At 45.0% G+C, this 25709-nt stretch carries 18 protein-coding genes and 5 pseudogenes; 4 read left to right on the forward strand and 19 right to left on the reverse strand.

What is annotated here, in order from left to right; translation table 11 throughout:
- Nucleotides 1–16 precede the first annotated feature (16 nt).
- Complete coding sequence (gene trxB, locus DWZ16_RS06125; protein ID WP_118492437.1) at nucleotides 17–934, reverse strand: thioredoxin-disulfide reductase; 918 nt, start codon at nucleotides 932–934, stop codon at nucleotides 17–19.
- 237 nt (nucleotides 935–1171) lie between these two features.
- Between trxB and DWZ16_RS06130 the strand changes: the two genes are divergently transcribed.
- Nucleotides 1172–1903, forward strand: a complete 732-nt coding sequence (locus DWZ16_RS06130; RefSeq protein ID WP_118522458.1) for an elongation factor P 5-aminopentanone reductase — start codon at nucleotides 1172–1174, stop codon at nucleotides 1901–1903.
- Here the strand turns inward: DWZ16_RS06130 and DWZ16_RS06135 are convergent.
- From DWZ16_RS06135 to DWZ16_RS06165, 7 genes and pseudogenes are all read right to left on the reverse strand, one after another.
- Entirely contained in the window at nucleotides 1900–3273 is a 1374-nt protein-coding gene (locus DWZ16_RS06135; protein ID WP_368044236.1) for an MBOAT family protein, read from the reverse strand. The genes DWZ16_RS06130 and DWZ16_RS06135 overlap by 4 nt on opposite strands.
- A gap of 664 nt (nucleotides 3274–3937) precedes the next feature.
- Nucleotides 3938–4992, reverse strand: a pseudogene (locus DWZ16_RS06140) (electron transfer flavoprotein subunit alpha/FixB family protein).
- A 29-nt stretch (nucleotides 4993–5021) separates the two neighbouring features.
- The gene (locus tag DWZ16_RS06145) at nucleotides 5022–5813 is read right to left on the reverse strand and encodes an electron transfer flavoprotein subunit beta/FixA family protein (RefSeq protein ID WP_022360638.1); all 792 of its coding nucleotides are present in this window, start codon (nucleotides 5811–5813) and stop codon (nucleotides 5022–5024) included.
- Between the two features lie 73 nt (nucleotides 5814–5886).
- Entirely contained in the window at nucleotides 5887–7038 is a 1152-nt protein-coding gene (locus DWZ16_RS06150; RefSeq protein ID WP_107001362.1) for an acyl-CoA dehydrogenase, read from the reverse strand.
- A 130-nt stretch (nucleotides 7039–7168) separates the two neighbouring features.
- On the reverse strand, nucleotides 7169–8005 hold the full coding sequence (locus tag DWZ16_RS06155; protein ID WP_118522460.1) for a 3-hydroxyacyl-CoA dehydrogenase family protein: 837 nt from the start codon (nucleotides 8003–8005) through the stop codon (nucleotides 7169–7171).
- A gap of 40 nt (nucleotides 8006–8045) precedes the next feature.
- Nucleotides 8046–8821, reverse strand: a pseudogene (locus DWZ16_RS06160) (enoyl-CoA hydratase-related protein).
- Nucleotides 8822–8922: 101 nt separating this feature from the next.
- A complete protein-coding gene (locus tag DWZ16_RS06165; protein WP_107001360.1) occupies nucleotides 8923–10104 on the reverse strand; it encodes an acetyl-CoA C-acetyltransferase in 1182 nt (393 codons plus the stop codon).
- A 505-nt stretch (nucleotides 10105–10609) separates the two neighbouring features.
- Here DWZ16_RS06165 and DWZ16_RS06170 point away from each other — a divergent pair.
- Entirely contained in the window at nucleotides 10610–11953 is a 1344-nt protein-coding gene (locus DWZ16_RS06170) for a butyryl-CoA:acetate CoA-transferase (protein ID WP_118472575.1), read from the forward strand.
- Between the two features lie 219 nt (nucleotides 11954–12172).
- On the opposite strand, the pseudogene DWZ16_RS06175 reads toward DWZ16_RS06170, so the two are convergent.
- The 6 genes and pseudogenes from DWZ16_RS06175 to DWZ16_RS06200 all read right to left on the reverse strand — a co-directional run bounded on the left by DWZ16_RS06175 (nucleotide 12173) and on the right by DWZ16_RS06200 (nucleotide 18903).
- Nucleotides 12173–13851 (reverse strand): annotated as a pseudogene (locus DWZ16_RS06175) (DUF5722 domain-containing protein).
- A gap of 286 nt (nucleotides 13852–14137) precedes the next feature.
- The gene (locus DWZ16_RS06180) at nucleotides 14138–16141 is read right to left on the reverse strand and encodes a heavy metal translocating P-type ATPase (RefSeq protein WP_118522461.1); all 2004 of its coding nucleotides are present in this window, start codon (nucleotides 16139–16141) and stop codon (nucleotides 14138–14140) included.
- 168 nt (nucleotides 16142–16309) lie between these two features.
- On the reverse strand, nucleotides 16310–16528 hold the full coding sequence (locus DWZ16_RS06185) for a cation transporter (protein ID WP_118522462.1): 219 nt from the start codon (nucleotides 16526–16528) through the stop codon (nucleotides 16310–16312).
- A 127-nt stretch (nucleotides 16529–16655) separates the two neighbouring features.
- Nucleotides 16656–17015 carry an ArsR/SmtB family transcription factor gene (locus tag DWZ16_RS06190; RefSeq protein WP_022358591.1) on the reverse strand — a complete coding sequence of 120 codons (360 nt, stop codon included), beginning with the start codon at nucleotides 17013–17015 and terminating at the stop codon, nucleotides 16656–16658.
- Nucleotides 17016–17518: 503 nt separating this feature from the next.
- Complete coding sequence (locus DWZ16_RS06195; RefSeq protein ID WP_117796107.1) at nucleotides 17519–17716, reverse strand: tautomerase family protein; 198 nt, start codon at nucleotides 17714–17716, stop codon at nucleotides 17519–17521.
- A 17-nt stretch (nucleotides 17717–17733) separates the two neighbouring features.
- Complete coding sequence (locus DWZ16_RS06200; RefSeq protein WP_107001505.1) at nucleotides 17734–18903, reverse strand: iron-containing alcohol dehydrogenase; 1170 nt, start codon at nucleotides 18901–18903, stop codon at nucleotides 17734–17736.
- Nucleotides 18904–19619: 716 nt separating this feature from the next.
- On the opposite strand from DWZ16_RS06200, the gene DWZ16_RS06205 reads away from it, so the two are divergent.
- Complete coding sequence (locus DWZ16_RS06205; protein WP_107001355.1) at nucleotides 19620–19886, forward strand: acyl carrier protein; 267 nt, start codon at nucleotides 19620–19622, stop codon at nucleotides 19884–19886.
- On the opposite strand, the pseudogene DWZ16_RS06210 reads toward DWZ16_RS06205, so the two are convergent.
- Nucleotides 19883–20107, reverse strand: a pseudogene (locus DWZ16_RS06210) (SAM-dependent methyltransferase); the annotation flags it as partial. The gene DWZ16_RS06205 and the pseudogene DWZ16_RS06210 overlap by 4 nt on opposite strands.
- A 45-nt stretch (nucleotides 20108–20152) precedes the next feature.
- Nucleotides 20153–20620 (reverse strand): low molecular weight protein-tyrosine-phosphatase, encoded by a 468-nt coding sequence (locus DWZ16_RS06215; protein ID WP_118522463.1) that lies wholly within the window; start codon nucleotides 20618–20620, stop codon nucleotides 20153–20155.
- Nucleotides 20621–20821: 201 nt separating this feature from the next.
- Here DWZ16_RS06215 and DWZ16_RS06220 point away from each other — a divergent pair.
- A pseudogene (locus tag DWZ16_RS06220) lies at nucleotides 20822–21154 on the forward strand (phage major capsid protein); the annotation flags it as partial.
- 45 nt (nucleotides 21155–21199) lie between these two features.
- Here the strand turns inward: DWZ16_RS06220 and DWZ16_RS06225 are convergent.
- From DWZ16_RS06225 to DWZ16_RS06235, 3 genes are all read right to left on the reverse strand, one after another.
- Nucleotides 21200–21862, reverse strand: a complete 663-nt coding sequence (locus DWZ16_RS06225) for a hypothetical protein (protein WP_107001351.1) — start codon at nucleotides 21860–21862, stop codon at nucleotides 21200–21202.
- Between the two features lie 287 nt (nucleotides 21863–22149).
- Complete coding sequence (locus DWZ16_RS06230; protein WP_107001350.1) at nucleotides 22150–22356, reverse strand: hypothetical protein; 207 nt, start codon at nucleotides 22354–22356, stop codon at nucleotides 22150–22152.
- Nucleotides 22357–22365: 9 nt separating this feature from the next.
- Entirely contained in the window at nucleotides 22366–25680 is a 3315-nt protein-coding gene (locus tag DWZ16_RS06235) for an Eco57I restriction-modification methylase domain-containing protein (RefSeq protein WP_118522465.1), read from the reverse strand.
- Nucleotides 25681–25709 lie beyond the last annotated feature (29 nt).

The following is a 25709-nucleotide window of genomic DNA, read 5'->3' on the forward strand; positions in this document are numbered from 1 at the left end:
CTATGTTAAAAATGAGTTATGCCTGAAGATATCGCTCTGCAGATGCCACGCAGTTTGCGCCGTCCGATGCCGCTGTCAAAATCTGGCGCAGCGCCTTGGTCCGGACATCTCCGGCTGCAAATACGCCCGGAACGCTCGTCTGACCGCTCTCATCCGCCCGGATGTAACCCTGCTCATCAAGCTCTAACTGACCCGCATACAGCTCACTCTCCGGTGCGATGCCGACTGCAATAAAGACACCCTCCACGTCCAGCCGTCTCTCTTCTCCGGTTTTGGTCTGTCTCAGCCGCAACGCCTCCACCTGAGCGTCCCCTTCAATCGCAACCGTCTCGCTGTTCCAGACAAATTCAATATTTTCAAGCGCCTGTAAGCGCTCCTGCAGCCGTTTTGCCCCGCGAAGCTTGTCTCTGCGGTGGACGATATATACTTTTTCACACATCCGTGCAAGAAAAATCGCATCTTCCAGCGCCGCGTCGCCGCCGCCCACAACGGCAACCGTCCTTCCCCGGAAAAATGCCCCGTCGCAGGTCGCGCAGTATGAAACGCCTGCCCCGCGAAGTTCCTCTTCTCCCGGCACCTCCAACGTCCTGTGATGTGCTCCGGATGCCAGAATCACACAGCGTGCCTCATACGTCTCTTCCTCGCAGACTACTTTCTTCACATTTCCTGAAAGCTCGACCTGCACGACCTCATCCTGTACAACTCTTGCTCCCAGCTTGTTTGCATGCTCCCGGAACTGTCTGGAAAGCTCAAAGCCGGTCACACCCGGAAATCCCGGATAATTGTCCACCTCCCAGGTATTCAGCACCTGTCCGCCGCTGATTCCATTCTTCTCTATCACAATCGTGTCCAGACATGCCCGCTGTGCATAAATCGCCGCACTCAAGCCAGCTGGTCCGGAACCAATGATTATTATATCATACATGGTATACAGTTCCTTTCTTCCGAATCTGTTCGGTAATTGATCCGCTCTATCGCTGTGTCAGATCCATTTGGTTTTAGTATAACACATTTTGGCACTTTCATACAATGCTGTAAAACACTCAGAACAGCAAAAAATGGATGAAAATTTCTTACGATTTTATGACAGGCGGAAAAATGAAACTATTTCATGAATTTTAAATACATGCTATAATTCAATCAAATATACGCATATAAGGAGTTTACTGCCATGAATCATAAAACTATCCTCGTAACCGGCGCTTCCCGCGGAATCGGGAAAGCGATTGCATTAACCTACGCCAGGAATGGCTGGGATGTCGTGATTACCTGCCTGAGGCGGGAAGAAGAATTAAAAAAGACCCAGCGCGAAATCGAAGCGCTGGGCGTTTCCTGCCTTGCCTGGATGGGCGATGCGGGCGATTTTGAGAGCTGTTCCCGCCTGTTTGGCGCGATCCGGGAGCGCTTCGGTTCCCTGGATGTCCTCGTCAACAATGCAGGGATTTCCTACATCGGTCTGTTCCAGGATATGACGCCGGACGAGTGGAACCACATTCTCAATACCAACCTGACCTCCGTCTTCAACTGCTGCCGCCTCGCCGTTCCGATGATGGTGTCACGCAAATCGGGACGCATTCTCAATATTTCCTCCGTCTGGGGCATCTGCGGCGCTTCCTGCGAAGTCGCCTATTCTGCCACCAAAGGCGGCATCAACGCCATGACGCGCGCCCTCGCGAAGGAACTTGCGCCGAGCAGCATCCAGGTCAACGCGATCGCCTGCGGTGCTATTGACACCGAAATGAACCAGTTCCTCGATGAAGAAGAACGGAATGCCCTGCTGGAAGAAATTCCAGCAGGACGTATGGGGCGTGCCGAGGAAGTCGGAAAACTGGCATACCAGCTGGGGAGCGAGGACTCCTATTTAACGGGACAGATAATTCAACTGGACGGCGGCTGGATCTAAAACCTGAAGTAAATAAACGGATTATACGTGCTGCTGACGAGATACATGGTACACAAAAACAGCAGCACAGCCATAATCACAATATCCACTGTCTTTGTCACTTCTTTCTCATACAGATGCTCCCGCAGCTTCGGGCATATACTCTGCACGATGCCCGAAAGCAGCACGCCCAGCACCGCAAGAAAAATCACCTTCCGATTCACGAACAGCGACGCCGGATAGATGCCGTTCTCCCAGGTAAACATCTGATGCAGGATCACTTTCGCATCCGCCAGCGTATCGGCGCGGAAGAACACCCAGCCAACCACTACAACCAACGCCGTATAGATGTGATTCAGTCCCCGGAAGCAGTTCTTCTCCAATAGCTTCCCAAGTCCCATGCGTTCCACCACCAGAAACAGCCCATGGTACAATCCCCAGATGATAAAGGTTGCCCCAGCGCCATGCCAGAGCCCGGTCGCAAAAAAGACAATCAGCAGATTAACATACGTCCGCACCTGCCCTTTCCGGTTGCCGCCCAGCGGGATATAAAGATATTCCCTAAACCAGGTCGAGAGTGAAATATGCCAGCGTCTCCAGAACTCGCGGATCGAGGTAGAGATATACGGATAATTGAAGTTCTCCATAAAATCAAATCCAAACATTTTTCCCAATCCGATCGCCATATCCGAATATCCCGAAAAATCGAAATAAATCTGAAGTGTGTACAAAACCGCCAGCATCCACGCATTGACCGTTCCCAGCTGTGCCAGCGGTTTCTCCATCATCCAGTCCACCGTCGCCGCAAAAGTATTAGCAAACAACATTTTTTTCGCCAGTCCGTAGGAAAAGCGCTTGATTCCATACGCCATCCCCTCCGCCGTACACTGCCGGTTCTCAATCTGTTCGCAGACATCGTGATACTTGACGATCGGTCCCGCGATGAGCTGCGGAAAGAAGGAAATATAGAGCGCCAGATGAAAGATATTTTTCTGCGCCTGAATCGTCCCCCGGTACACATCCACCACGTAGGAAAGCGCCTGAAACGTGTAGAAGGATATTCCGACCGGAAGAGCAATCTCGCGGAAAGAAAGTGTATGTGCGCCGCCCGCAAAGCGGTTTAACAGAGAATTTGCAATCTCGACTGCGAAGTTAAAATATTTGAAATAGCCCAGAAGAAGGAGGTTTAAAAACACGCAGGTTGTAACAGCAAGGCGCATTCTGTGTTTACTCTGCATCCTCCCAATCCACAATCCAAAGAAATAATTCAGCCCGATCGAAACAAGCATCAGAATCACATACTTCGGCTCGCCCCACGCATAAAAAAAGAGGCTGGCAGCCAGAAGGACGCCATTGCGGATATGCAGATTTTTCGTTATAAAATAAAGCAAAAATACCGCTGGCAAAAAATACCATAGGAACACAAGGGAACTAAATAACATAAATCATACCATCCTGTATTTGTTACTGTTCGCGCATACGTGCCCAGTAACGGAATTTGCCGTGGCTTCGCATTTAAATACGGCAAATTCCTGCCGCCACCACGTTTTCTTACGGCACTTTCGATTCCAAAAGTGCCTACCCGTGAACAGTAACCTGTATTTTCTTATATAGCAGATAAATCATATCTATATTCCAGACACTCTATTATACGGGTAATCCCCCTTAATCTGTCAAGTGTTTTTGACCAGAATAAAGAATGTGCCTTTTGTGTAATAAGGAATTCCAAGGAATTTTCTATTACATGAAAAAGAATGTGCCTTGGCACATTCTCGCGCCGAGCGCGGTCGCTTGCGACATATTTCTGCTTCGCGCGAGTGCGCATCCTCGCGGAGCGTTTTTTGTTTCATAGGACGCAATTTCCTATGAAACAAAAAAACCCTGCCTCCCAGGTTCATCACCTCGGAAACAGGGTTCTCTTTACTCGCTGGCACGGGACTGCGGAGTACTGGGCGGAATAAATCCGTCCAGCCGGCGCTGTCTCATATATTTATCAGAGAAAAACATACAAAACTCTACTGCTATATGCTAAGAAGATTTTTCTTCCTATTTTAATTAGTTGTTCTTAGCTGCTGCTTTTGCTTCTTTGATCTTCTCAGTCAGCATCGGAACGATCTTGTTTAAGTCACCTACTACGCCGTAGTCAGCAACATCGAAGATCGGAGCAGACTCATCTTTGTTGATAGCAACGATGATGTCAGACTCTTCCATACCTGCCAGATGCTGGATAGCACCGGAGATACCGATTGCAAAGTATACGTTCGGACGAACAGTCTTACCTGTCTGACCTACCTGAAGATCCTTCGGTTTCCAGCCAGCATCTACAACTGCACGAGAGCAGCTTACGGTACCGCCGATAGCCTCTGCCAGATCATCCAGAATCTTGAAGTTCTCCGGGCTTCCTACGCCACGACCGCCGGATACAAGGATCTTAGCATCCATGATATCAACGGTGTTGGATACAGCCTTAACAACTTCCAGGATATCAACATATTTGTTGTTCTTTGTGAATCCCGGATTGAACTCAGTAACAACAGCTTTTTTGCCAGCTCCTTCGGAGCCTTCTGCATAACACCCGGACGAACGGTTGCCATCTGCGGACGGAAATCCGGGCAAGCGATGGTAGCGATGGTGTTGCCGCCGAATGCCGGACGAGTCATAAGCAGCTGATTGTGCTTTGTCTCTCTACCCGGAACCGGATTCATCGGGAAATCGCCGATATCAAGTTTTGTACAGTCTGCAGTCAGACCTGTATGGATTCTAGCGCAAACACGCGGACCAAGGTCACGACCGATTGCAGTTGCACCGATCAGGAAGATTTCCGGTTTGAACTCTTTGATAACAGATGCGATTGCATGTGTGTACGGCTCTGTACGGTACTCTTTTAATTCCGGATCGTCTACAACGATAACCTTATCTGCGCCGTACTCTGCTAACTGATCTGCAAGACCCTTAACGTCAGAACCAACTAAAACAGCGGTTACTTCTACTCCTAAATCTTTTGCTAATTCTTTACCTTTGCCAATCAGCTCATAAGCGATATTGCTGATAACATTATCCACCTGCTGTGCAAAGACAAATACGCCCTTATATGCTTCTAAGTTGTTCATCTTATTCACCACTCTTTTCTATAAAATAATTAGATAATGTGTTTCTCTGCCAGTTTGCCAACGATATAATCTGCGGAAGCTGCCGGATCAAGTTCTACTTTCTCGCCAGCACCCTTTCTTACCTTATCGGAAGCTTTTGCGATCTGTGTCGGTGATCCCTTCAGACCAAGGTTGGAATCCTCAACATCTTTCAGATCTTTTCTGCCCCAAACGGTGATCTCTTTTGCATATGCATCAAAGATTCCGCCCGGAGTCATATAACGCGGCTCGTTTAACTCTGCAAGAGCGGTTAAAAGACACGGAAGCTGTGCTTTTACTACATGATATCTATCATCATACTGACGCTCAACTACGATATATTTCTCAGCTTCGTTTACTTCACGAATCTTCTGAGCGTAGCTGATTACCGGAAGGCCAAGGTGCTCGGAGATCTGCGGACCTACCTGAGCGGTATCGCCATCGATAGCCTGACGACCAGTAATGATTAAGTCATAATCCAGGTTGCGAAGTGCGCCTGCGATAGTCTGGGAAGTAGCCCAGGTATCTGCACCACCGAGTACACGGTCAGTTACAAGAACACCATTGTCTGCGCCCATAGCCATAGCCTCACGAAGAACCTCTTCTGCCTTCGGAAGACCCATAGTAACTACGGTAACCTCTGCACCATACTGATCTTTTAAGCGAAGCGCTGCCTCCAGACCTGCTTTATCATCTGGGTTCATGATTGCCAGCATTGCGCTTCTGTCAAGAGTACCATCCGGGTTAAATTTAACTCCGCCTTTGGTATCCGGAACCTGTTTTACACAAACTACAATTTTCACGGTATTTTCACTCCTTATTTTTTTCTTTTTTCTCTATAGGACTGAGATTGTTCTGATTTCTCTGCAGACTGAATTATTTTAACAGATCAGCGGAGATAACCATTCTCTGAACCTCAGATGTACCCTCGTAGATCTCAGTGATCTTAGCATCACGCATCATACGCTCTACGTCGTACTCTCTCGTGTAACCGTAACCACCGTGAAGCTGTACAGCCTTGGTTGTAACTTCCATAGCAACCTCTGCTGCATACAGTTTAGCCATAGCTGCTTCTACAGAATAGGTTTTCTGTGTCTTCTTAGCAACGGCTGCTCTGTAAACAAGGAGCTGAGCTGCTTTAACTTTGGTAGCCATATCTGCCAGCTGGAACTGAGTGTTCTGGAACTGACCGATAGCACGACCAAACTGTTTTCTCTCTTTTACATAATCAACAGTTCTCTCAAGAGCGCCCTCTGCAAGACCAAGTGCCTGGGAAGCGATACCGATACGTCCGCCATCCAGGGTATGCATAGCGATGTGGAAACCTTTGCCCTTCTGGCCAAGCAGGTTCTCTTTCGGGATACGACAATCTGTGAAGATCAGCTCGTATGTAGCAGATCCACGGATACCCATCTTCTTCTCTTTGGTACCGAAGGTGAAGCCCGGAGTTCCTTTCTCTACGATAAATGCAGAGATCTCTTTTTTCTTTCTGCCCTTTACTTCAACAACGCCTGTTACAGCGATGATAACGTAAATGTCAGCCTCTTTACCATTGGTAATGAAAACTTTGGAGCCGTTTAATACCCACTCGTCGCCGTCTAATACAGCCTTGGTCTGCTGACCCTGAGCATCTGTACCAGCACCCGGCTCAGTAAGACCGAAAGCACCAAGCTTCTCGCCCTTAGCAAGCGGAACCAGGTATTTCTGTTTCTGCTCTTCAGTACCGAAAGTCTGGATCGGATCGCAGCACAGAGATGTGTGTGCAGATACGATAACGCCGGTAGTACCACAAACTTTGGAAAGCTCCTCAACGCACATAGCGTATGTTAACGGATCACAGCCCTGTCCGCCATACTCCTTCGGAACCGGGATGCCCATGAAGCCAAGCTTCTGCATCTTTTTAACGGTTTCCTCCGGGAAGTGCTCTGTCTCGTCAACTTCCTGTGCCAAAGGTTTTACTTCGTTCTCGGCGAAGTCATGGAATAACTTTCTCGCCATTTCATGCTCTTTACTTAATGTAAAATCCATGTGTCTATTCCTCCATCATTTTCTTATATACGCTTAAGAGGCGGCTTTAAGCGCCGCCCCGTTGCGGTTCTTAAAAATCTGGTACTCTATTATGTTTTCATCTGGTCAAGAAGCCAGACTTATGTACATATTAGTTGTACTTGTAGAAGCCTTCGCCAGACTTACGGCCAAGCTTGCCGCCGCGAACCATCTTTCTAAGAAGCGGCTGCGGACGGTACTTCGGGTCACCAGTCTCAGACTGAAGTACTTCCATGATAGCCAGAACAACGTCCAGACCTACCAGGTCGCCCAGTTCAAGCGGTCCCATCGGATGGTTAGCACCCAGCTTCATAGCGGTATCGATACCCTCTACAGAAGCCTCGCCCTCAGCGTAGATACCGATAGCTTCGTTGATCATCGGGATGAGGATACGGTTTACTACGAAACCAGCGCCCTCTTCTACCTGTACCGGGATCTTGCCGATCTCTTCAGAGATCTTCTTAACTTTGTCAACAATCTCTGTCGGAGTGTTTAAGCCTGCGATAACCTCAACCAGCTTCATAACCGGAGCCGGGTTGAAGAAGTGCATACCGATAACCGGGCGGTCAAGACCTGCACCGATCTCAGTAATGGACAGAGAAGAGGTGTTGGTAGCGAATACGCAGTCTGCCTTGCAGATAGCGCCCAGCTCTTTGAAGGTCTGTTTTTTGATCTCCATGTTCTCGATTGCTGCCTCAACTACGAGATCGCAGTCGCTGCAGATAGTCTTAACGCCGGTATGGATTCTGGCAAGGATCTTGTCTGCATCCTCTTTTGCCATCTTTCCTTTTGCTACTCTCTTCTCAAAGTTCTTTGAAATTTTCAGTTTGCCGTTGGAAGCAAACTCTTCGTTAATATCACACAGGCATACTTCATATCCATCTACCTGAGCAAATGCCTGAGCGATTCCGGAACCCATGGTTCCTGCACCAATAATACCAACTTTCATGACAAATCCTCCTGAAATTATACAACTATAATTTAACTAACTATCTATTGTTAAACTGCTCCACTTTCCGTTTCTCAAGGAATGCCTGCATACCGTTCTTCTGATCTTCTGTCTCGAAGCATCCGCCAAACAGTTTTTCCTCGATCACGATAGCCTGATCCATATCAGTCTGAAGTCCGTCGTTCATCGCCTTCTTGCTGTTTCTGACAGCGATCGGAGCCATCTTTGCGATAGCGCCTGCCAGCTTCTTCGCAGCCGGCATCAGCTCTTCCTGTGTATAAACAGCATTTACAAGTCCGACACGGTATGCCTCGTCCGCTTTGATGTTGCGGGACGCAAATACCATCTCTTTTGCCTTGCCCGGTCCGATGAGACGTGCGAGTCTCTGTGTACCGCCGAAGCCTGGTGTGATACCAAGACCTACTTCAGGCTGTCCGAATAATGCATTGTCCGAGCAGATACGGATATCACAGCTCATGGCAAGCTCGTTGCCGCCGCCGAGTGCGAAACCGTTTACTGCCGCGATAACCGGAACCGGGAAGGTTCGATCTTGCGGAAAATATCGTTGCCGAATTTACCGAAGTGCTCGCCCTGCTCCTTGGTCATCACGCTCATAGCAGCGATGTCAGCACCGGCTACGAAAGATTTCTCTCCTGCGCCGGTCAGGATAATTGCACGAATTTCGGAAAGGTCTACTGCATCAAATGCAGCTTCAATATCCTTCAGCACATCCTCGTTTAACGCGTTCAGTGCCTTCGGACGATTAATAGTTATGACTGCGACGTGTCCGTCTACCTCATAGTCTACAAATCCCACTTCCAGTTCCTCCTAAAAAGCTCTTGAATTGAAATACGTAAAACCAGAAACAGCCGGAGCGCCGGGGATAAGCCCCGACGACTCCGGTTCTGCGTCAGAAATTAGTCTCTCTCAACGATCGTTGCGCAGCCCATGCCGCCACCGATACACAGAGTAGCCAGACCCTTCTTAGCGTCACGTTTCTGCATCTCGTATAACAGAGTTGTCAGGATACGGCAGCCAGATGCTCCTACCGGATGTCCGATAGCGATTGCACCGCCGTTTACGTTCAGGATGTCTTTGTTGAAGCCAAGGTCACGAGCTACAGCGATAGACTGAGCTGCGAATGCCTCGTTTGCCTCGATCAGGTCGAAGTCTTCTACCTTCCAGCCTGTCTTCTTCAGAACTTTCTTGGTAGCTGCAACCGGTCCAATACCCATGATGCTCGGATCTACACCGCCCAGAGCGCCTGCTACCCATGTAGCCATCGGTTTGATACCCAGTTCTTTTGCTTTCTCTTCGCTCATAACAACTACAGCTGCTGCACCATCGTTGATGGAGGAAGCGTTACCAGCTGTTACACGTCCGTCTTTCTTGAATGCCGGACGAAGCTTGCCAAGAACCTCTACAGTGGAACCCGGACGCGGACCCTCATCGGTATCTACGATAACAGTCTCTTTTTTCTTCTTAACTTCGATCGGAACGATCTCGTCTTTGAAACGTCCAGCCTCGATAGCTGCGCAAGCCTTCTGCTGGCTAGCTGCTGCAAACTCATCGAGTTCTTCTCTTGTGATACCCCACTGATCGCAGATATTCTCAGCGGTGATACCCATGTGGTAATCGTTGAATGCATCCCACAGAGCGTCATTTACCATGGTGTCGATCATGGTCGCATTGTTCATACGGTATCCGTAACGAGCCTTCATCAGAGCATACGGAGCTGCGGACATGTTCTCTGCACCACCAGCTACTACGATGTCAGCATCGCCTGCAAGGATCATATCTGCTGCTGCGTTTACAGCATTCAGACCAGAACCGCAAACCACGTTCAGGGTAACTGCCGGAACTTCTACCGGAAGACCAGCTTTCAGAGACATCTGACGTGCTACGTTCTGACCAAGGCCAGCCTGGATAACACATCCCATGTATACGTGATCAACCTGCTCCGGAGCAACGCCTGCTCTCTTCAGAGCCTCCTTGATAACTACGGCACCCATCTCAGCTGCTGGAACAGTACTGAGCTGGCCACCCATAGAACCTACTGCGGTACGGCATGCACTTGCAATTACGACTTTCTTAGACATTGAAAAAATCCTCCTTGAAAATGATCCACCACGTAAATAACACAACTGCAGTAAATAGTAAAATAGTGATAAATATGATAGTGTATTTGTATCTTAACACCCCACGCGGCTCCTGTCAAATAATTATCAATGGATTTATAAAGATTTAAGATTCTCATTTTTCCGCGTACAATCCACTTATTTCTACATCGTTTTGATCGCCTTTAGGCGGAATGCACAATTTTTTTCTTCCGTTTTCTCAATAAAAGTGGTCTTCTCTGGCATTATAACCAACATGGTATTTTGTTTGTGAATTAATAGACAAAGTCATTTCTTTTCTATTTACATACACTTATATCTGTAATTCATAAATATGAATATGTCGTCATTTTCCCCTATTTTGTCCTCCGCCTCTTTCGTTGACAAGGGATAGTGGAGATGATACACTGATAAACAACGGGGGATGTCCGAATCACGCATTTGTACGGACTTCTTCATATTATTAAAAAGGACAAGGTGAATAAGTATGGATTACAAGAAACTGTATGCAGAAAAGCTGGTTTCCGCTGAAAAAGCTGCTTCCGTCGTTAAATCTGGCGACTGGGTTGACTATGGCTGGACCACCGGCACTCCGGTAGCAGTCGATGCTGCTATCGCAAAACGTCTTCCGGAACTGGAGAATGTAAACTTCCGCGGCGGTATCCTGATGTGGGTACCGGAGATCTTCAAGATCGAAAACCCGGCAGCTCATATGACCTGGAACTCCTGGCACATGAGCGGTATCGAGAGAAAGGCAATCGCACAGGGATTCAGCTTCTATGCTCCGATCCGTTATTCCGAGCTTCCGAGATACTATCGTGAGTCCGCAACCAAACCGGATGTAGCTGTATTCCAGGTTGCTCCGATGGACGAGCACGGTTATTTCAACTTCGGACCAAATGCTTCCCATATGGCAGCCTGCTGCGAGACTTCCAAGGTTGTCATCGTAGAGGTCAATGAAAATATGCCAGTCTGCCTCGGCGGATTTGAGAACGGCGTTCATATCTCCAACGTAGACATGATCGTAGAGGGCAGCAACCCGACCATCGCAGAGATGGGAGGCGGCGCAGCAGCGACTGATGTCGATGAAGCAGTTGCAAAACTGATCGTAGACGAGATCCCGGATGGTGCCTGCTTACAGTTAGGTATCGGCGGTATGCCGAACGCAGTTGGTTCCCTGATTGCGAAATCTGACTTAAAGGATCTGGGTGTTCACACCGAGATGTACGTTGACGCATTCGTTGATATTGCCGCAGCCGGCAAGATCACAGGCGCTCACAAAGCACTGGACAAAGGCCGTCAGGTATACGCATTCGGCGCTGGTACCAAGAAACTGTATGACTACTTAAACAACAACCCGGCCTGCATGAGTGCTCCGGTTGATTACACCAACGACGTCCGCACCATCGCAGCCCTGGACAACTTCATGTCCATCAACAACGCGGTTGACCTCGACCTCTTCGGTCAGGTAAATGCAGAGTCCGCAGGAATCAAGCACATCAGCGGTGCAGGCGGACAGCTTGACTTCGTTCTGGGCGCTTACCTGTCCAAGGGCGGAAAGAGCTTCATCTGCTGCTCCTCCACCTTCAAGAACAAGGCTGGCGAGCTGCAGTCCCGTATTCTCCCGACCTTAAATCAGGGTTCCATCGTAACCGATACACGTGCAAACCTGCACTACCTGGTAACCGAGTACGGTAAAGTAAACTTAAAGGGTCTTGCAACCTGGCAGAAATGCGAGGCTATCATCTCCGTTGCACATCCGCAGTTCCGCGATCAGCTGATTAAGGAAGCTGAGAAGATGCATATCTGGAGACAGAGCAATAAGATCTGATAAGAACTCAAGATCTGATAAAATCGGCAGGATTCGGAGACAAAATCCAGCAAACCATCTATGGTATCTGAGACTCCCGGTTCTCCGATACACCAGATACGTTTATTTTCTAAAAAAAGTGCTTTTCCTCTCAAAAAATTTTCTTTGAGAAGAAAGGCACTTTTTTATTTATACTTTTTTCTTATAGTTTTTGTTCTACAAGTCTCTGTCTACCATCCGCTACTGTTCCAGAGACTTCCACCGGAAGTTCGGAATCACATCCGACCACTTATTAATTCCGATGATTGATTTTGCAAAATTCGAAGTTTCCAGCGTGTATCTCTTCTGATCAATGTCGTGGAAAACTCTCCAGAGCTTTCGATCCTTTACCGCTACAATCTCATTGCCCTGATTCATATCACAGGACCACAGACCGAAGCTTAAGCCTGCCCTTACCTCTGACGGCGCATCGACCTGACGACTCAGAATGTACGCGTCGATATACGGGTTGCTGTCTACGATATAGTAAGAATATGCAAATGCCGCCGCCTGGATATCCGACACATCGCCGCGCGTCAGACTCTGTGCAGTAAATCCTTCCTCCGTCAGAATGACATGGCGCACCTCGCCGGATGCTGTCTTCATCGAATCCTGATTCAGATAATCGGTCAGTACATGCAGGTTTGCAAAGTTGACAATCGGTGAATCTGCACTCTCGGTTACCAGCCCCGTTGCCGGATCATCCCAGAATTCCGGTTCCGTCATCGGGTACGGATACGGATGGTAGGCAATGCCCCAGTCCATCTGGCCTTCCGTTACTGCCAAGCGTTAAACGTATCAACAATGCCTTTGCCCGTATAATGCACCTGATCGTTCAGGTTCTCATACGGAGCTCCCCACCAGAAATCAAGTGAAAAATAAACCCGGTCATTCGCACTTGTGCTCTTGATCGCCGTGTAGAACGTGCGGAATGCCTGCTGATACGTGGATACATATGCATTCAAATCTGCCGGTCCCATGTAGTTCCAAATCTGGTTGTTGATCTCATTGCCCAGAATCCAGTTGGAAATCTTCGCATAATTTGAATTATGATTCTTGCCGCTGTAACGATCCGCCAAAAACGCGAAGATCGCACGCGTTGTCTCAAATCCTTCCTGTGTCTTCGTGTTAAACATATAATAATTGGCGCTCGAAGATTTCGCAGTTCCCGCATGAACCAGTTCCGGGTGCGCGTCATTCCAGTCATTTAAAACGATCGCCGTCACGGATATATCTTTTCCGATATATGTACTGATCACCTTGTCATAATTTTCAACCACCGACTTATTAAAATGATACGTTTTTCCATCGTACTCATAATCAATGCCACTTCCTAAAAACTGGGAAAATGCGATATTGACCGCCACATGTTTGACACCCAGTGTAAATGCATCGTTGAGCATATTTAACTGGATATTCAAGCCCTTTTTCGTCAGCGGCGTCTTAAACGGATCCTGATTGGATGCAACCACCTCCGGATTTGTGATATAATGTGCCGCGCCAACTGTCGTAAATGTAGTTCCGTCAAACACTGCCGGAACAAACCGGCTGTAAAGGCGGTCCTGGGCAGTTCCCTTGTTTAAAGGAATCGAGACGGTCCTCGTTTCCCCTGCGCCTACGCTGCTGACATAATCAGTCCGGCTTCCAATCTCCGACTCATACGGCCGCAATTCAAACAGATAAATCTTTCCGTCCGTCCCCGTTGTATCACCGTTGCTTGAAAGTGAAATATCCACTGTATTCTGCCCCGAACCAATCAGACAGGAGCCGATCGAAGCGGTTATCTGAAACGTCTGCGCCGCCAGTGCTGTGAACGCAGCCGCCACACTCAGGCAGACCGCTGCAGCCAGGACAAGCGCCGTTTTCATCCATTTTTTCATCCTGTTCCTTCCTTTCCGTCTAATATCCTATGGTATTTGATCATACTTCATTCTTCCGTCAGATTCAATTACTATTTTATTAAGGATTATTACAACTATTTTGGAAATCCTGTATGATTCCCAGCATTTTATCTTTTCCAAGCCTTGATTTCTTTCTTATTCCTATTCTTTTACCACTTGCAAATATTGGTTTTATATATAAATCCCTTAGAGCCGCAAATTTAAAAAGCTACAGTTTCCGGAACCATCAAGTATTCCTTCCGCCATAGCTTTTTGATATTACTGATTATTTAGTTCTTAATGCCCTCATCGCATTTAAAATTGCAATGACGGAAACACCAACGTCCGCAAACACGGCTTCCCACATATTCGCCACTCCAGCCGCGCCCATCAGAAGCACAACCGCCTTAACCGCCAGGGCAAACACGATATTCTGGTGCGCGATTGCCATTGTCTTGCGTCCGATTTTAACCACACCTGCAATCTTCGCCGGGTTATCATCCATCAGGACAATGTCCGCCGCCTCGATCGCCGCGTCACTTCCCATGCTTCCCATTGCAATACCGACATCTGCGCGGGAGAGAACCGGTGCATCGTTGATGCCGTCGCCGACAAATGCCAGCTTCCGCTTTCCGGTCATCTCCGCCAGCATCTCCTCGACCTTCTGCACCTTATCCGCCGGAAGCAGCTCCGTGTACGCCTGATCGATGCCAACCTTCGCAGCCACCGCCTCGCCGACCGCTTTCCGGTCGCCCGTCAGCATAACAGTACGGCGGATTCCAGCCGCCTTCAGTCCACGGATCGCATCCTCCGTCTCCAGCTTGATCGTATCGGCAATCAGGATACTTCCGGCAAATTTTCCGTCCTTTGCCAGATAAATCACAGTGCCGATGCCGTCGCATTCCTGATACGGTATATTTTTACTCTTCATCAGGCGTCCATTACCCGCCAGAACTATGTGACCGTCGATCGTTGTCTCGATACCATGACCGGAAATCTCGTTGGTTTCACCGATGCGGGTTAAGTCGATCAGGGGTTTGCGTACCACTCCCTGCACACCCTCTTTGGACTGCACCTTCTTTATTGTGTCATTGTCAGCATCCAGAACGATTTCTGCTGTTCCCGCATTCGCCTTTTGAGTTTCTGCTTCTGCCAAACTGCCTTTTCTCTCACGATACGCCTCCCGTATCGATTCCGCGATCGGATGCGTCGAATAATTCTCGGCATACGCCGCCAGCTCCAGAAGCTCATCCTCACTGATTCCCGCCGGATGCAGCTCCGTCACTTTAAACTCGCCTTTCGTCAGGGTGCCTGTCTTATCAAATACAACCGTATCCAGCTCCGAAACTGCCTCCAGATAATTGCTTCCCTTGACTAACACACCGATGCGGGATGCAGCGCCAATGCCGCCAAAGAAGCTAAGCGGAACCGAAATTACCAGCGCACACGGGCAGGAAATTACCAGGAAAATACAAGCTCTCTGAATCCACTCGCCAAATTCTCCGCCCAGCACAATCGGCGGCACAAACGCCAAAGCAACCGCCGCGATCACGACCACCGGCGTATAATATCTGGCAAACCGGGTGATAAAGTTCTCCACCTTCGCCTTCTTGCTGCTGGCATTCTCCACAAGCTCCAGAATCCGCGCCACCGTCGAATCATCAAATTCTTTCGTCACGCGCACCCGCAGAAGCCCGCTGCCATTGACACATCCGCTGATGATTTCATCCCCGGCTGCCGCACGGCGCGGTACCGATTCACCAGTCAGCGCCGAGGTATCGATCATCGATTCACCCTCTACCACCACGCCATCCAGCGGAATCCGCTCTCCCGGCTGTACCACGATGATGTCATCCACTTCCACATCATCCGGATCGACCTGCTCTATTTGTCCATCTTTTTCAATATTGGCATATTCCGGACAGATATTCATGAGATCGCTGATCGATTGGCGCGAACGGTTGACCGCATAACTCTGAAACAGCTCGCCAACCTGATAGAACAGCATAACCGCAACCGCCTCAGAAAACTCGCCCACACCGAACGCCCCGAACGTCGCTACTGTCATGAGGAAATTCTCATCAAACACCTGACCATTTTTAATCCCCCGGAACGCCTTGTATACAATATCCCATCCAATAATCAGATACGGAATTAAAAATACGACTAACTCTGTCCACGGCTGCGGCATTCCGGCAAATACATTCATTTTTTTCGCTGCTGCCGCCGCGATATATACGATTGCCGCCGCAACGATCCGCTTCAGCATCGTTTTCTGCTTCTGATTCATAAAGCCTCCCTTCATTCTGGAAACACATTCCCAGAAAAAAAGATATAGGAAAATGTGCCGGCACAGCTCATTTGCCTATATCTTTTTACTTTGCCCTTCTGTGCATTACACAATCTGATTTTATTCTTTTAAAAAGCAGCTTTTGATCCGATTATGCCTTTTCCAATTTTACATATTAATAATGCAGTCCGGTTCCACCTTCTTGCACACTTCTACAACCTCTTTCATGATCTCCTCGAAACGTGCGTCATCCGCATCGATCGTCATTTTCTGCATCATAAAGCTGACACTCGCATCATTAACTCCATCCAGCTTCTTGATCGCATCCTCCATCTTTGCTGCACAGTTTGCACAATCCAGATCAGTTAATTTAAATTTCTTCTTCATGATAATCCTCCTCTTTTTATTGAGTTATAAATTTTTAATGTTTGCTTTTCGAGACCTGCAATTTTTTCTTTACAGATAGCACCGCTTTCACATTCATTCAATCCATTATCATCATTCAAGGAACTTGCTATTCTTTAATATGCTCAAAGCCCTGGTTGATAATCCGGTAAACATGGTCGTCTGCCAGCGAATAGAACACCGACTTTCCGTCCCGTCGGCTCTTGACAAGCTGCGACTGCTTGAGAATCCGAAGCTGATGCGAAATCGCCGACTGCGTCATATTAAGCAGCTGTGCAATGTCGCAAACACACATCTCCGACTCAAACAGCACAAACAAAATCCGGATCCGCGTCGAATCACCAAATACTTTAAACAGCTCCGCCAGATCATACAAATCATCGTCATCCGGCAGCATTCCCCGGACCGACTGCACAACCTCATCGTGAACAGCACACTCCTCACAGCACTCTACATCATGAATTGCCATCCGATTTCTCCCTTCATGCTACGCGTTTCTGCCCTGCTTCACTGCTTCTTTCGTGAAAGCAGTGAAGCAGGATTTTATCAAGATTTCTTTGAAATATTTTTATTTATATGAATCATTGTTCATATGTTCATTATATGAATGTAACTGGGAAATGTCAAGAAATATTTGTGGGAATTTAAAAGGAGTAAATGAAATGTTTTCTCAATTATAAAATGCTGCAAAAAAGACTGTTCATACAGACAAAATCCACTAAGTAATGCGCGTAAATGTGCTTCTTTCTGCCCGGTTTACAGATGATACTCTGTAAGCCGGCACAGTTCAAATATCTATTTTCTACATCCTATGCTTTTTTGTCTATTTATGAACAGTCCGTTCTTTTTTATTCATTATTATATATCTTTTGCAGTTTATTTTTCCGACACTGCTTGAGCTATATTATCCATTGGTATATTATCCATCGTCTGATGATCTTTTGCCTCTTTCTGCAACCCCGACTTAGACTTCTAATAGAATCTCTCCTCGCCCGGAATCGCATCCAAATGTTCCTGCCATTTCTCAGCCGGTACATCATGAACCGATACCGTCACAACCTTCGGATCCTTCTTTAATTCTTCTGATACCAGCGTTCTGACCTTCTCGGCCAGCGCTGCCTTCTCTTCCCGGCTCCGTCCCGGGTACATAGATATTGCAATGTGTGGCATGATTTTCCTCCTTTGTACTAATAGCACTCTTCCAAAATATCCAAGATTTCCGCGTGCGTCAGCTGCCGATACCCGCCGTCATTGCGGATACATGAATCAGCAATCGTTTTCAGCAGGCTCTGATCTGTGATCCCCAGTTCCCGCAGCGTCCCCGGCAAACCAATCTCATGAATAAACGCCTGCAATGCGTCAATTCCGCCAAATGCCAGTTCTTCCTCATCGCCGCCATCTGGTGACATTCCCCAGACATTTACGGCAAATTTCACAAATTTCTTGATGCCGTCCCGGCAAATTCGACGATAATACGCCGGATGGATCACGCCAAGTCCCATGCCGTGGTTGCAGTCCGTGTAAGCCCCCATCTGATGTTCAATCATATGCGCCTCAAAATCACACTGTTTTCCTAATTTGATAATGCCAATCTCCGCCATCGTGGATGCCCACATCAGGTTGCTGCGCGCCTCATAATTTTCCGGTTCCCGGATCGCCACCGGCAGGTTCGCAATAATACTCCGCATCAACGCCTCCGAGATCGCATCCGAAAGATTATCCTCATCCGGTGCACTGAAATATGTCTCCATCACATGGCTGAGCATATCAAAACCGCCCGCTGCCGTCTGGAGTGGAGAAACCGTGTAGGTATATTTCGGATCCATCATCGCAAACACCGGATTGCAGCGCGGATAATTCCGGCTCGTCTTAATTTTCTGTTCCTCATGGGTGATTACACCCTCGCCGTTGACCTCGCTTCCAGTGCCGACCACGGTCACAATCACGCCCACCGGAACCGGCTCAAAATCAATCTCGCCCTTTTTGATCCAGTATTCCTCCCAGACGTCCTTGTCCGTCGCAGCCGCCATTGAGATCGCCTTGCTGCAGTCCATGACCGAACCGCCGCCCACTGCCAGAATCAGATCTACCTGATTTTCCTGTACGACTTTTTTCCCTTCCATCACCTTGCTGTAGGTCGGATTCGGCATGATGCCTGAAAATTCTATCACCTGTTTTCCAGCCAGCTTTAAGACATCCATCACTTCCTGATAAATGCCATTCGTCTTGATCGAGCCGCCGCCATATGCCAGCATCACCGTTTCCCCATACGGCTTCACCGCCTCCAGCAGGTGCTCTTTCACACAGCCTCCGCCAAAATAAATCTTTGTCGCATTTTCAAATGTAAACGCCCGCATCGTTCCCTGTCCTTTCTGAACCCGTTCCGGCAAATGTTTTTGCATCCGCCTGATGTTCTGCCTTCTTCTTTGTAGATATGTTTTTTTGAATCTTTATTTTGATTATTTTTCTCCTTTATTTCAGATTCATCAAATGTTCAGCTATAATTCACACTAGATTTGACAAGTTCTCTGTAAGTGTTCATATTATATCACGATTCGCATCTTCGATGCTTACCGCTGCTGACGCAGCTATCGTGATCGCCATTCGCCGTTCGCCATAAATCTGCAAGCAGCTCTCTGGCTCACTTGCGCTCATTATATCATATTACCTTTTTACATTCTATCTTTTTCAGAAATTTCACGCATATATTTTCATTTTTATGAATAAAATTGCACAAACTTATATCTGCGTGTCATTTTTATTCCCCCATCCACTTCCAAAATATTTTCCGAAATTTATGATTTCTTCACATTCCGAACATACTTTTATCACATTTTTTCGATATAGTAATACGCGTAAAGGCAAAAGACCTTTCATAATATACTTTTTCATACCTACGCCGACAGGAGTCCGTTCCTGTCGGCTCCTCCTATTTTAAGGGATATATCTACTCAAGCGGGCAGTTTCATGATAAAATAAACACACAGATAGAATCATCTCACAAACACAGATTCTATATTAAATTTACAATAAAAATAGCTGCATGAATCACATATATTAGGAGGAACTTCTCATGAAACACGAACTGACGCAGGAAGAAATCCTGGTTGAAATAAAAGACATTCTATCAGAATACGTAGAAATCACCCGCCCGCTGACATCAGCTGACCGCCTGATCGACGATCTGGGGCTGGATTCATTTTTGATCGTATACTTTATCACAGAAATCGAAGACTGCTTCGAGATCGATATTCCGGAAACGGATTTTATCGAGCTTGTCACGGTCAAGGATCTCTGCGAACGGATTCAGCTGGAAATAAAAAAGCACTCCACTTATTAATACCAGCGTGTCATCGGCAAGTCATTATCAATTCCTTTTGTAAATAAAATCTGGTGCAGACGTAGATTTTCTACATCCAGGATATAAAATCCATCTGCTGAACCACAAGAAATCATTTCCCAGAGACTTAGAACCATTACGCCCGGGAAAATATATTTTTTAATCCACGAATCGCCCGGATGTTCCTCCAGCACACTGATAAATTGCAACAGAAACAGTCCGTTCCTTCTATCTTAACCTAAAATGAATACTCATCAAACTTTGGGTTATATCTGTCCCTGTTCTTTCAGATATGCCAGAAAACCCACACAGCCCTCCAGAACATCTTCATACGTCGCGTCAAAATCACCCGTATACCACGGATCCGCGATGTCACGGTCTGAACCTGCAAATGTGAGGAATTTATATATTTTCCCCTCTGGATCGCCTTTCAGCATCCGGTTTAAATTTCGGATATTGGCACTGTCCATACCTATGATATAATCAAATTTCTCATAATCCGCCCACGTCACCTGCCGCGCCCGGTGCGGCACCAGAGGAATTCCAACCTTCCTCAGCTTATTCACCGTCCCCCGGTGCGGTGGATTGCCGATTTCTTCGGTGCTTGTGGCGGCGCTGTCGATAAGGAAGTGGGCGGAAAGCCCTTGGGATGCGACTTTGTGGGTGAAGACACTTTGGGCTAGGGTGGAACGGCAGATGTTGCCGTGGCAGATGAAAAGTACTCGAATGCTCATAATTTCTCCTTTCAAAAGGCGCTTTCCTGCTGCCATTTGCAGCGTTTTGCGCGGTGTTAATTTTTCTTTATGTATTGGTCATTTCTGTACATAAAATGTAAATCTTAGCAAAATTTTGCAAGATGTGTACAGCAATCGTACCGAGAGTTTATCTTATGATGATATTATCGCTTTGTATTTTGCAACGAAGCTGAATTCAGGAAAAATGATGTCTGGTTAATGAATGACAATACTGCATTAACCCTCAGAACATTAAAAGACAAGGATGGCAATTACCTGTGGCGGCAGTCTGATGACACAATCCATAGCAGGCCAGTGGTTATCTCGCCATATATGCCGGATATAGCAGCCGGCAGTATTCCTGTTGCATTTGGCGATTTGTCCTATTTCTGGATATTAGAACGACAGCCACTGTCCGTAAAGATCTTAACTGAACTGTATTCTCGCGAGAATTTGACCGGTTATGCTGCTTATGAACGTATCAACGGTAGGCTCATCCGTCCAGAGGCTGTTCAGCTTCTTTCAATAAAATAATACAGGACGTCTCTGCGACACCCTGCACCAAAGAATCGTATTATTTTATACTTTGTGAAACGCTGAATTTCCAGAAAGATTTTGAAGCAGAATCCGGCGAGCAACTTTGCTGTCGTCTCCGATGAATCCCAAACGTAAAAGGAAACATCGGAATGCATATTTTTCATTCTCAACTTCTTTATCCTTCAGCGATACTCGTTTTAGTTTTATTGCTAATTCGCATAATTTGGAAATAAATTCTGTATATGCACTCACAGCATCCGGCTCGGACGCAAGTGGAAACCAGGGAAATGAAACCTGATTCTCGGTAATAGCAACCTCCAACTGCTCCACTCGGAATGTGTGCTTAAAAAGCGTTTGCTTCCCTTCTATCAACTTCTGCAAATTTTCCAGCTTGTCATCTGTAAACATGTTTCTTGGAACTGATATGCTTAATACATCTGCTTCCACAGTTTCATCCTCTGGCAGCTCTGATTGTTGTATGGGCTCACCTTTGTAAAACCGTTCTAAAACCAATTCCAACTCACTTTCTGACAAATCCTCGGATGTATGGAACACTCCGTTTTTATCCAGAATGCTGCTTCCAATCAGATAATCAAACTTGGGTGTTCTGGTATACTTTACCGGCATTTCAAGCAATTCACCTATGGCATAAGCCAGCTTCTTACGTTCCTCACCTTTAACTTTAAAATCAATTTCTGTAATCATTGCACATACCACCTTTCTTTTTGGTATGTACATATATCACTCTACCGGGTAAATTAGTCAACACAATATTTGAAAAAGAGCTGCCCCATTTCAAGGCAACCCTACTTCTACACAAATCGGCAATACTTTTCGGGCACAACATTTCATTTTTTTCCTTAATTTCAGCCATTCGAGTTGCTAAAACCAGGTTAACACAATACCCCCTGTGCAATTTCGCGAAAATATGCGTGAGAGGGGGCATTGGTCTTTAGTGAGAAAAGTGGTAGAGATTTAAGTCGCCCCTATACCTAACTATTCTCCTTTAATTTGTTATACTGTTTTTTCCATGATCTAGATGGTTTTTTACACAAACAATCAGACGATGCAAATCCACAAATACCTTCTAAGCCGTTAGAACCGCAAATATCTGGATTATTTTGTCTACATCCATATGTTTGAATTTCAGAATCCAACTCATTTAATGGCGCATTAAAATCAACTTGCAAATTTTTCACTTTTACCTTCTAAGAAAACAATATATGAATCATCCTGTTCAATTTTGATTCCAACTCACAAACGTTAGCACATGCTCCCTTTTCTTTTTTCTTTTGATGAATTTTCTTGGAAGTATCAGCTATTTTCGTATGTAAATCATTATCACTATCATACTTAGGAATCGCAATGTACTTCAAAACATCAACCCCCCTATTGGTAGAAATTGCATATCCATCAACAACTTCTATTATACTAGGCGAATTAATTATGCCGCACACATAATATGCTTCCATCTCCTCATAAACATCTAACATAAGCACTTTTGAATCAACAACAATGGGTTTATCTTCTGAAAACAATTCGCGATTTGCATTTGGCACCGATTCATAATAACTTGATACCACTACTGCAGACATACTACCCGCTTGCTCTTTCCATAAAACTTTATAAGGTGAATAAGTATATGTCCCAACATTATCCAATCTATAAAAAGGCTGCGTATCTTTATTAAAAAACTTTCCATTTTGAATTCGGGTATCCAGCAATTCATCATGATAATAATTCAGCCATTGGAATGTTTCCGGTGCTTCTAGTGCAAGAATTCCTTCAGGAACTCCATATTTAAATTCAGCAGTATGTGGCACAAGCATAAATTCATTAGATTTCACATACCATTTTGCTATATTACGTCCACCTAACATTGGATATATGTATGTTTCTTCAATACACCCTTTATGAACTCCTTTATCAATTATATCCTGTCTTCTTTGGCGTGACATATCGTTTTCAATATTCAAATATCCTTTTCTTGCCTTTTTAGGTTCCTTCAAAATATAAACACCTTTTGCACCTGCAGGTTCTATCCCCTTTCGTCCTTTATAAGAACGTTCTACATTTGGATTTAGTACATTATTAGCAAATCGCATATCTTCTAACGTCAACCAAGCAGATTGAGCATCTTCCTTGTCTACCGGTTGTGCAAGTTTATCACAATATTCTAAAATTGATTGAACATAATCCCAGTTTGCATGAGAATCAATTTTCGATTTTCTACCTATTTGTGTATAAAATCTATATCGATTCATTGGATATGTCATTTCCGTTCCTTTACTAAACTTAATAGCTACCGTTGGTATAGTAAACAAACTAACACATGAAAAATCATGTACTTCTTCAACCTTAAAAGGTATGCTCTGCCCATTCCGAATTATGCTGAATTTTCTAAATCCCTCACCACCTTTTGTTGATTTCAAAAAAGATGCTGGTAATAAAAATACCATTGAGCCTCCAACTTTCAAATATTGATCTACAGATACATATGTGACTGCCATACCAAAATCATCATGAGTTGTCTTTTTGTCATAAGCATTCTTTTCAAAAATACCATAGCTTTGCCATATTGTTAATGTTCCAGCACGATAACTCTTACTCATTGCTTTCCATGCTATCCAGGGTGGATTCCCCACAACAAAATCAAATTTATCTCGGATCATAACCGGTGCAAAACTATTTCTAAAGATTATAGGCCAAAATGAATCTTTACTAGCACGATGTAATGCTTTTAGTTTCGAAAACAATGTCTTAACAACACCTAAGTCTTCTTCTTGTATTAATCCCTTACCAAGAGCAAGTTTTTCAAAAACATCATATGAGCCTCTATCATCAATGGATTGACTTAACAGTTTTAGAAACTCATTTCCTTTCACAAATGAATCAAATTTGGGAATCTCAATTGGAGCAACTGTTGTTTCTAATTTAAGCGTCGTATCATTCTCTTCAGTATAAACAACGGGCGCTAAAATTGAATCCGCAATAAAAACAGGTATACTTACGGGAGCGCCAAACTCTTCATCACAATTATCAAAATACGCTGAAAAAGTTATTAATATATAATTCGCTTTAGCCGCTACAACTGATATCGGATTAATATCAAATCCGACAATGTTTTCAGTAATTTTAATAATATCATCTTTTGAAAGAACACCGTTTTTTTCTTTAATAATACGCTTTATTGATTGTGTTAAAAATGGTCCAGAACCTGCAGTTGGATCAATCAAAGTTTTTGTAATCTCTCCATTATATCCAACCATATCTAGTGCATGCTCCACAATCCAATCTGGTGAAAAATACTCACCCATTAAATGACGCATCTCTTGTGGAATAAGTCCCATATAAACTTCCTGCAAAATATCCTGGACATTCTCAGGCCGCAAAACAAAAGTGCTTAAATCAAATTTATTAACTTCTTTCATAGTTTGATTAACAAGCTGAACGTCGAAACTATCATCCGGATTATTGATGTTGCTCGTAAATGTAAACCATTCCAAAAAATGCGATTCAAAGAAATTATTTACCAATTTACAGCTATCATCCGATTGTCCATCGAACAAATCGTTTATTTCATCTTTTGTTAACTCTTGCTGTGTTGTAAACATTGGATCAACAAGTTGTGCCAAGAATGAATACACTAATATTTTCAAAAAAATATTAAAAAATGTCTGCATGGAAAATAAATATTGTTTACTGTCAATATCCATTTCTTTCTCAATACCATACATTTCTCTTATTTTGGAAGATACTTCTGTAAAATCTGTTGCTTGTTCGTCATCACCATACATCACTCCGAATACTCTATCCCACTCATCAAATAATATTTTTACTCTGTTATTAAACGAATTGGATGTTGTATCAATATTATTTCTGAGATTTTGATATATTATATTAATAGAATTTCTTACAAAATCACTTTTAGGGTGAATAACAGAACATAGAGTTGCTTTTGTCAAGCTTCTCTTTTCTTGCTGTTTTAACAACAATGCAAGTCTTTTTAAACCAGGTTGAAAATCCTTTATTTCGTATATAAATCCCAAATTTAGTGGTTTTTCAATTTCTACTTTAACTTTCCTTGTATTTAATTTGTTTCTTTGTGATGAGGGAATAAAACGTGCAAATATAAATTTCTTTCCATCAAATCCAACGCCAATACCTCTCATTATTTTTTTCACTATAATTTCTTCTTTATCATTGACACTTATTCCCGAATTACTTATTATATAATCATAGAGTCCATGATCTGTGTCATTTCTTCCATAAAGAGCCTCATTTACTCCCTTTTCCTTAGAAAAATAGTTTTCTTTCTTTAATTCAAAAGAAATATTTTGGAATGTCGCATCAGTTCTTCCACCTGCAATTAAAACATCCTCACTTTTATATTGATTTAACATATCTGGATTTAACTCAATCAAAAGAGGTTTTACAATATCCGAATGAAAATGTATTTTTATATCATCTTCATTTCTGAAAACATTCTTTTTAAAATTGGATTCCAACTCTCTAAAATTCATATTACTACCTCCGAATCAATTTCTAATAT

This window comes from Clostridium sp. AF29-8BH, from assembly GCF_003478145.1.
Classification (GTDB): Bacteria; Bacillota; Clostridia; order Lachnospirales; family Lachnospiraceae; genus Otoolea; species Otoolea fessa.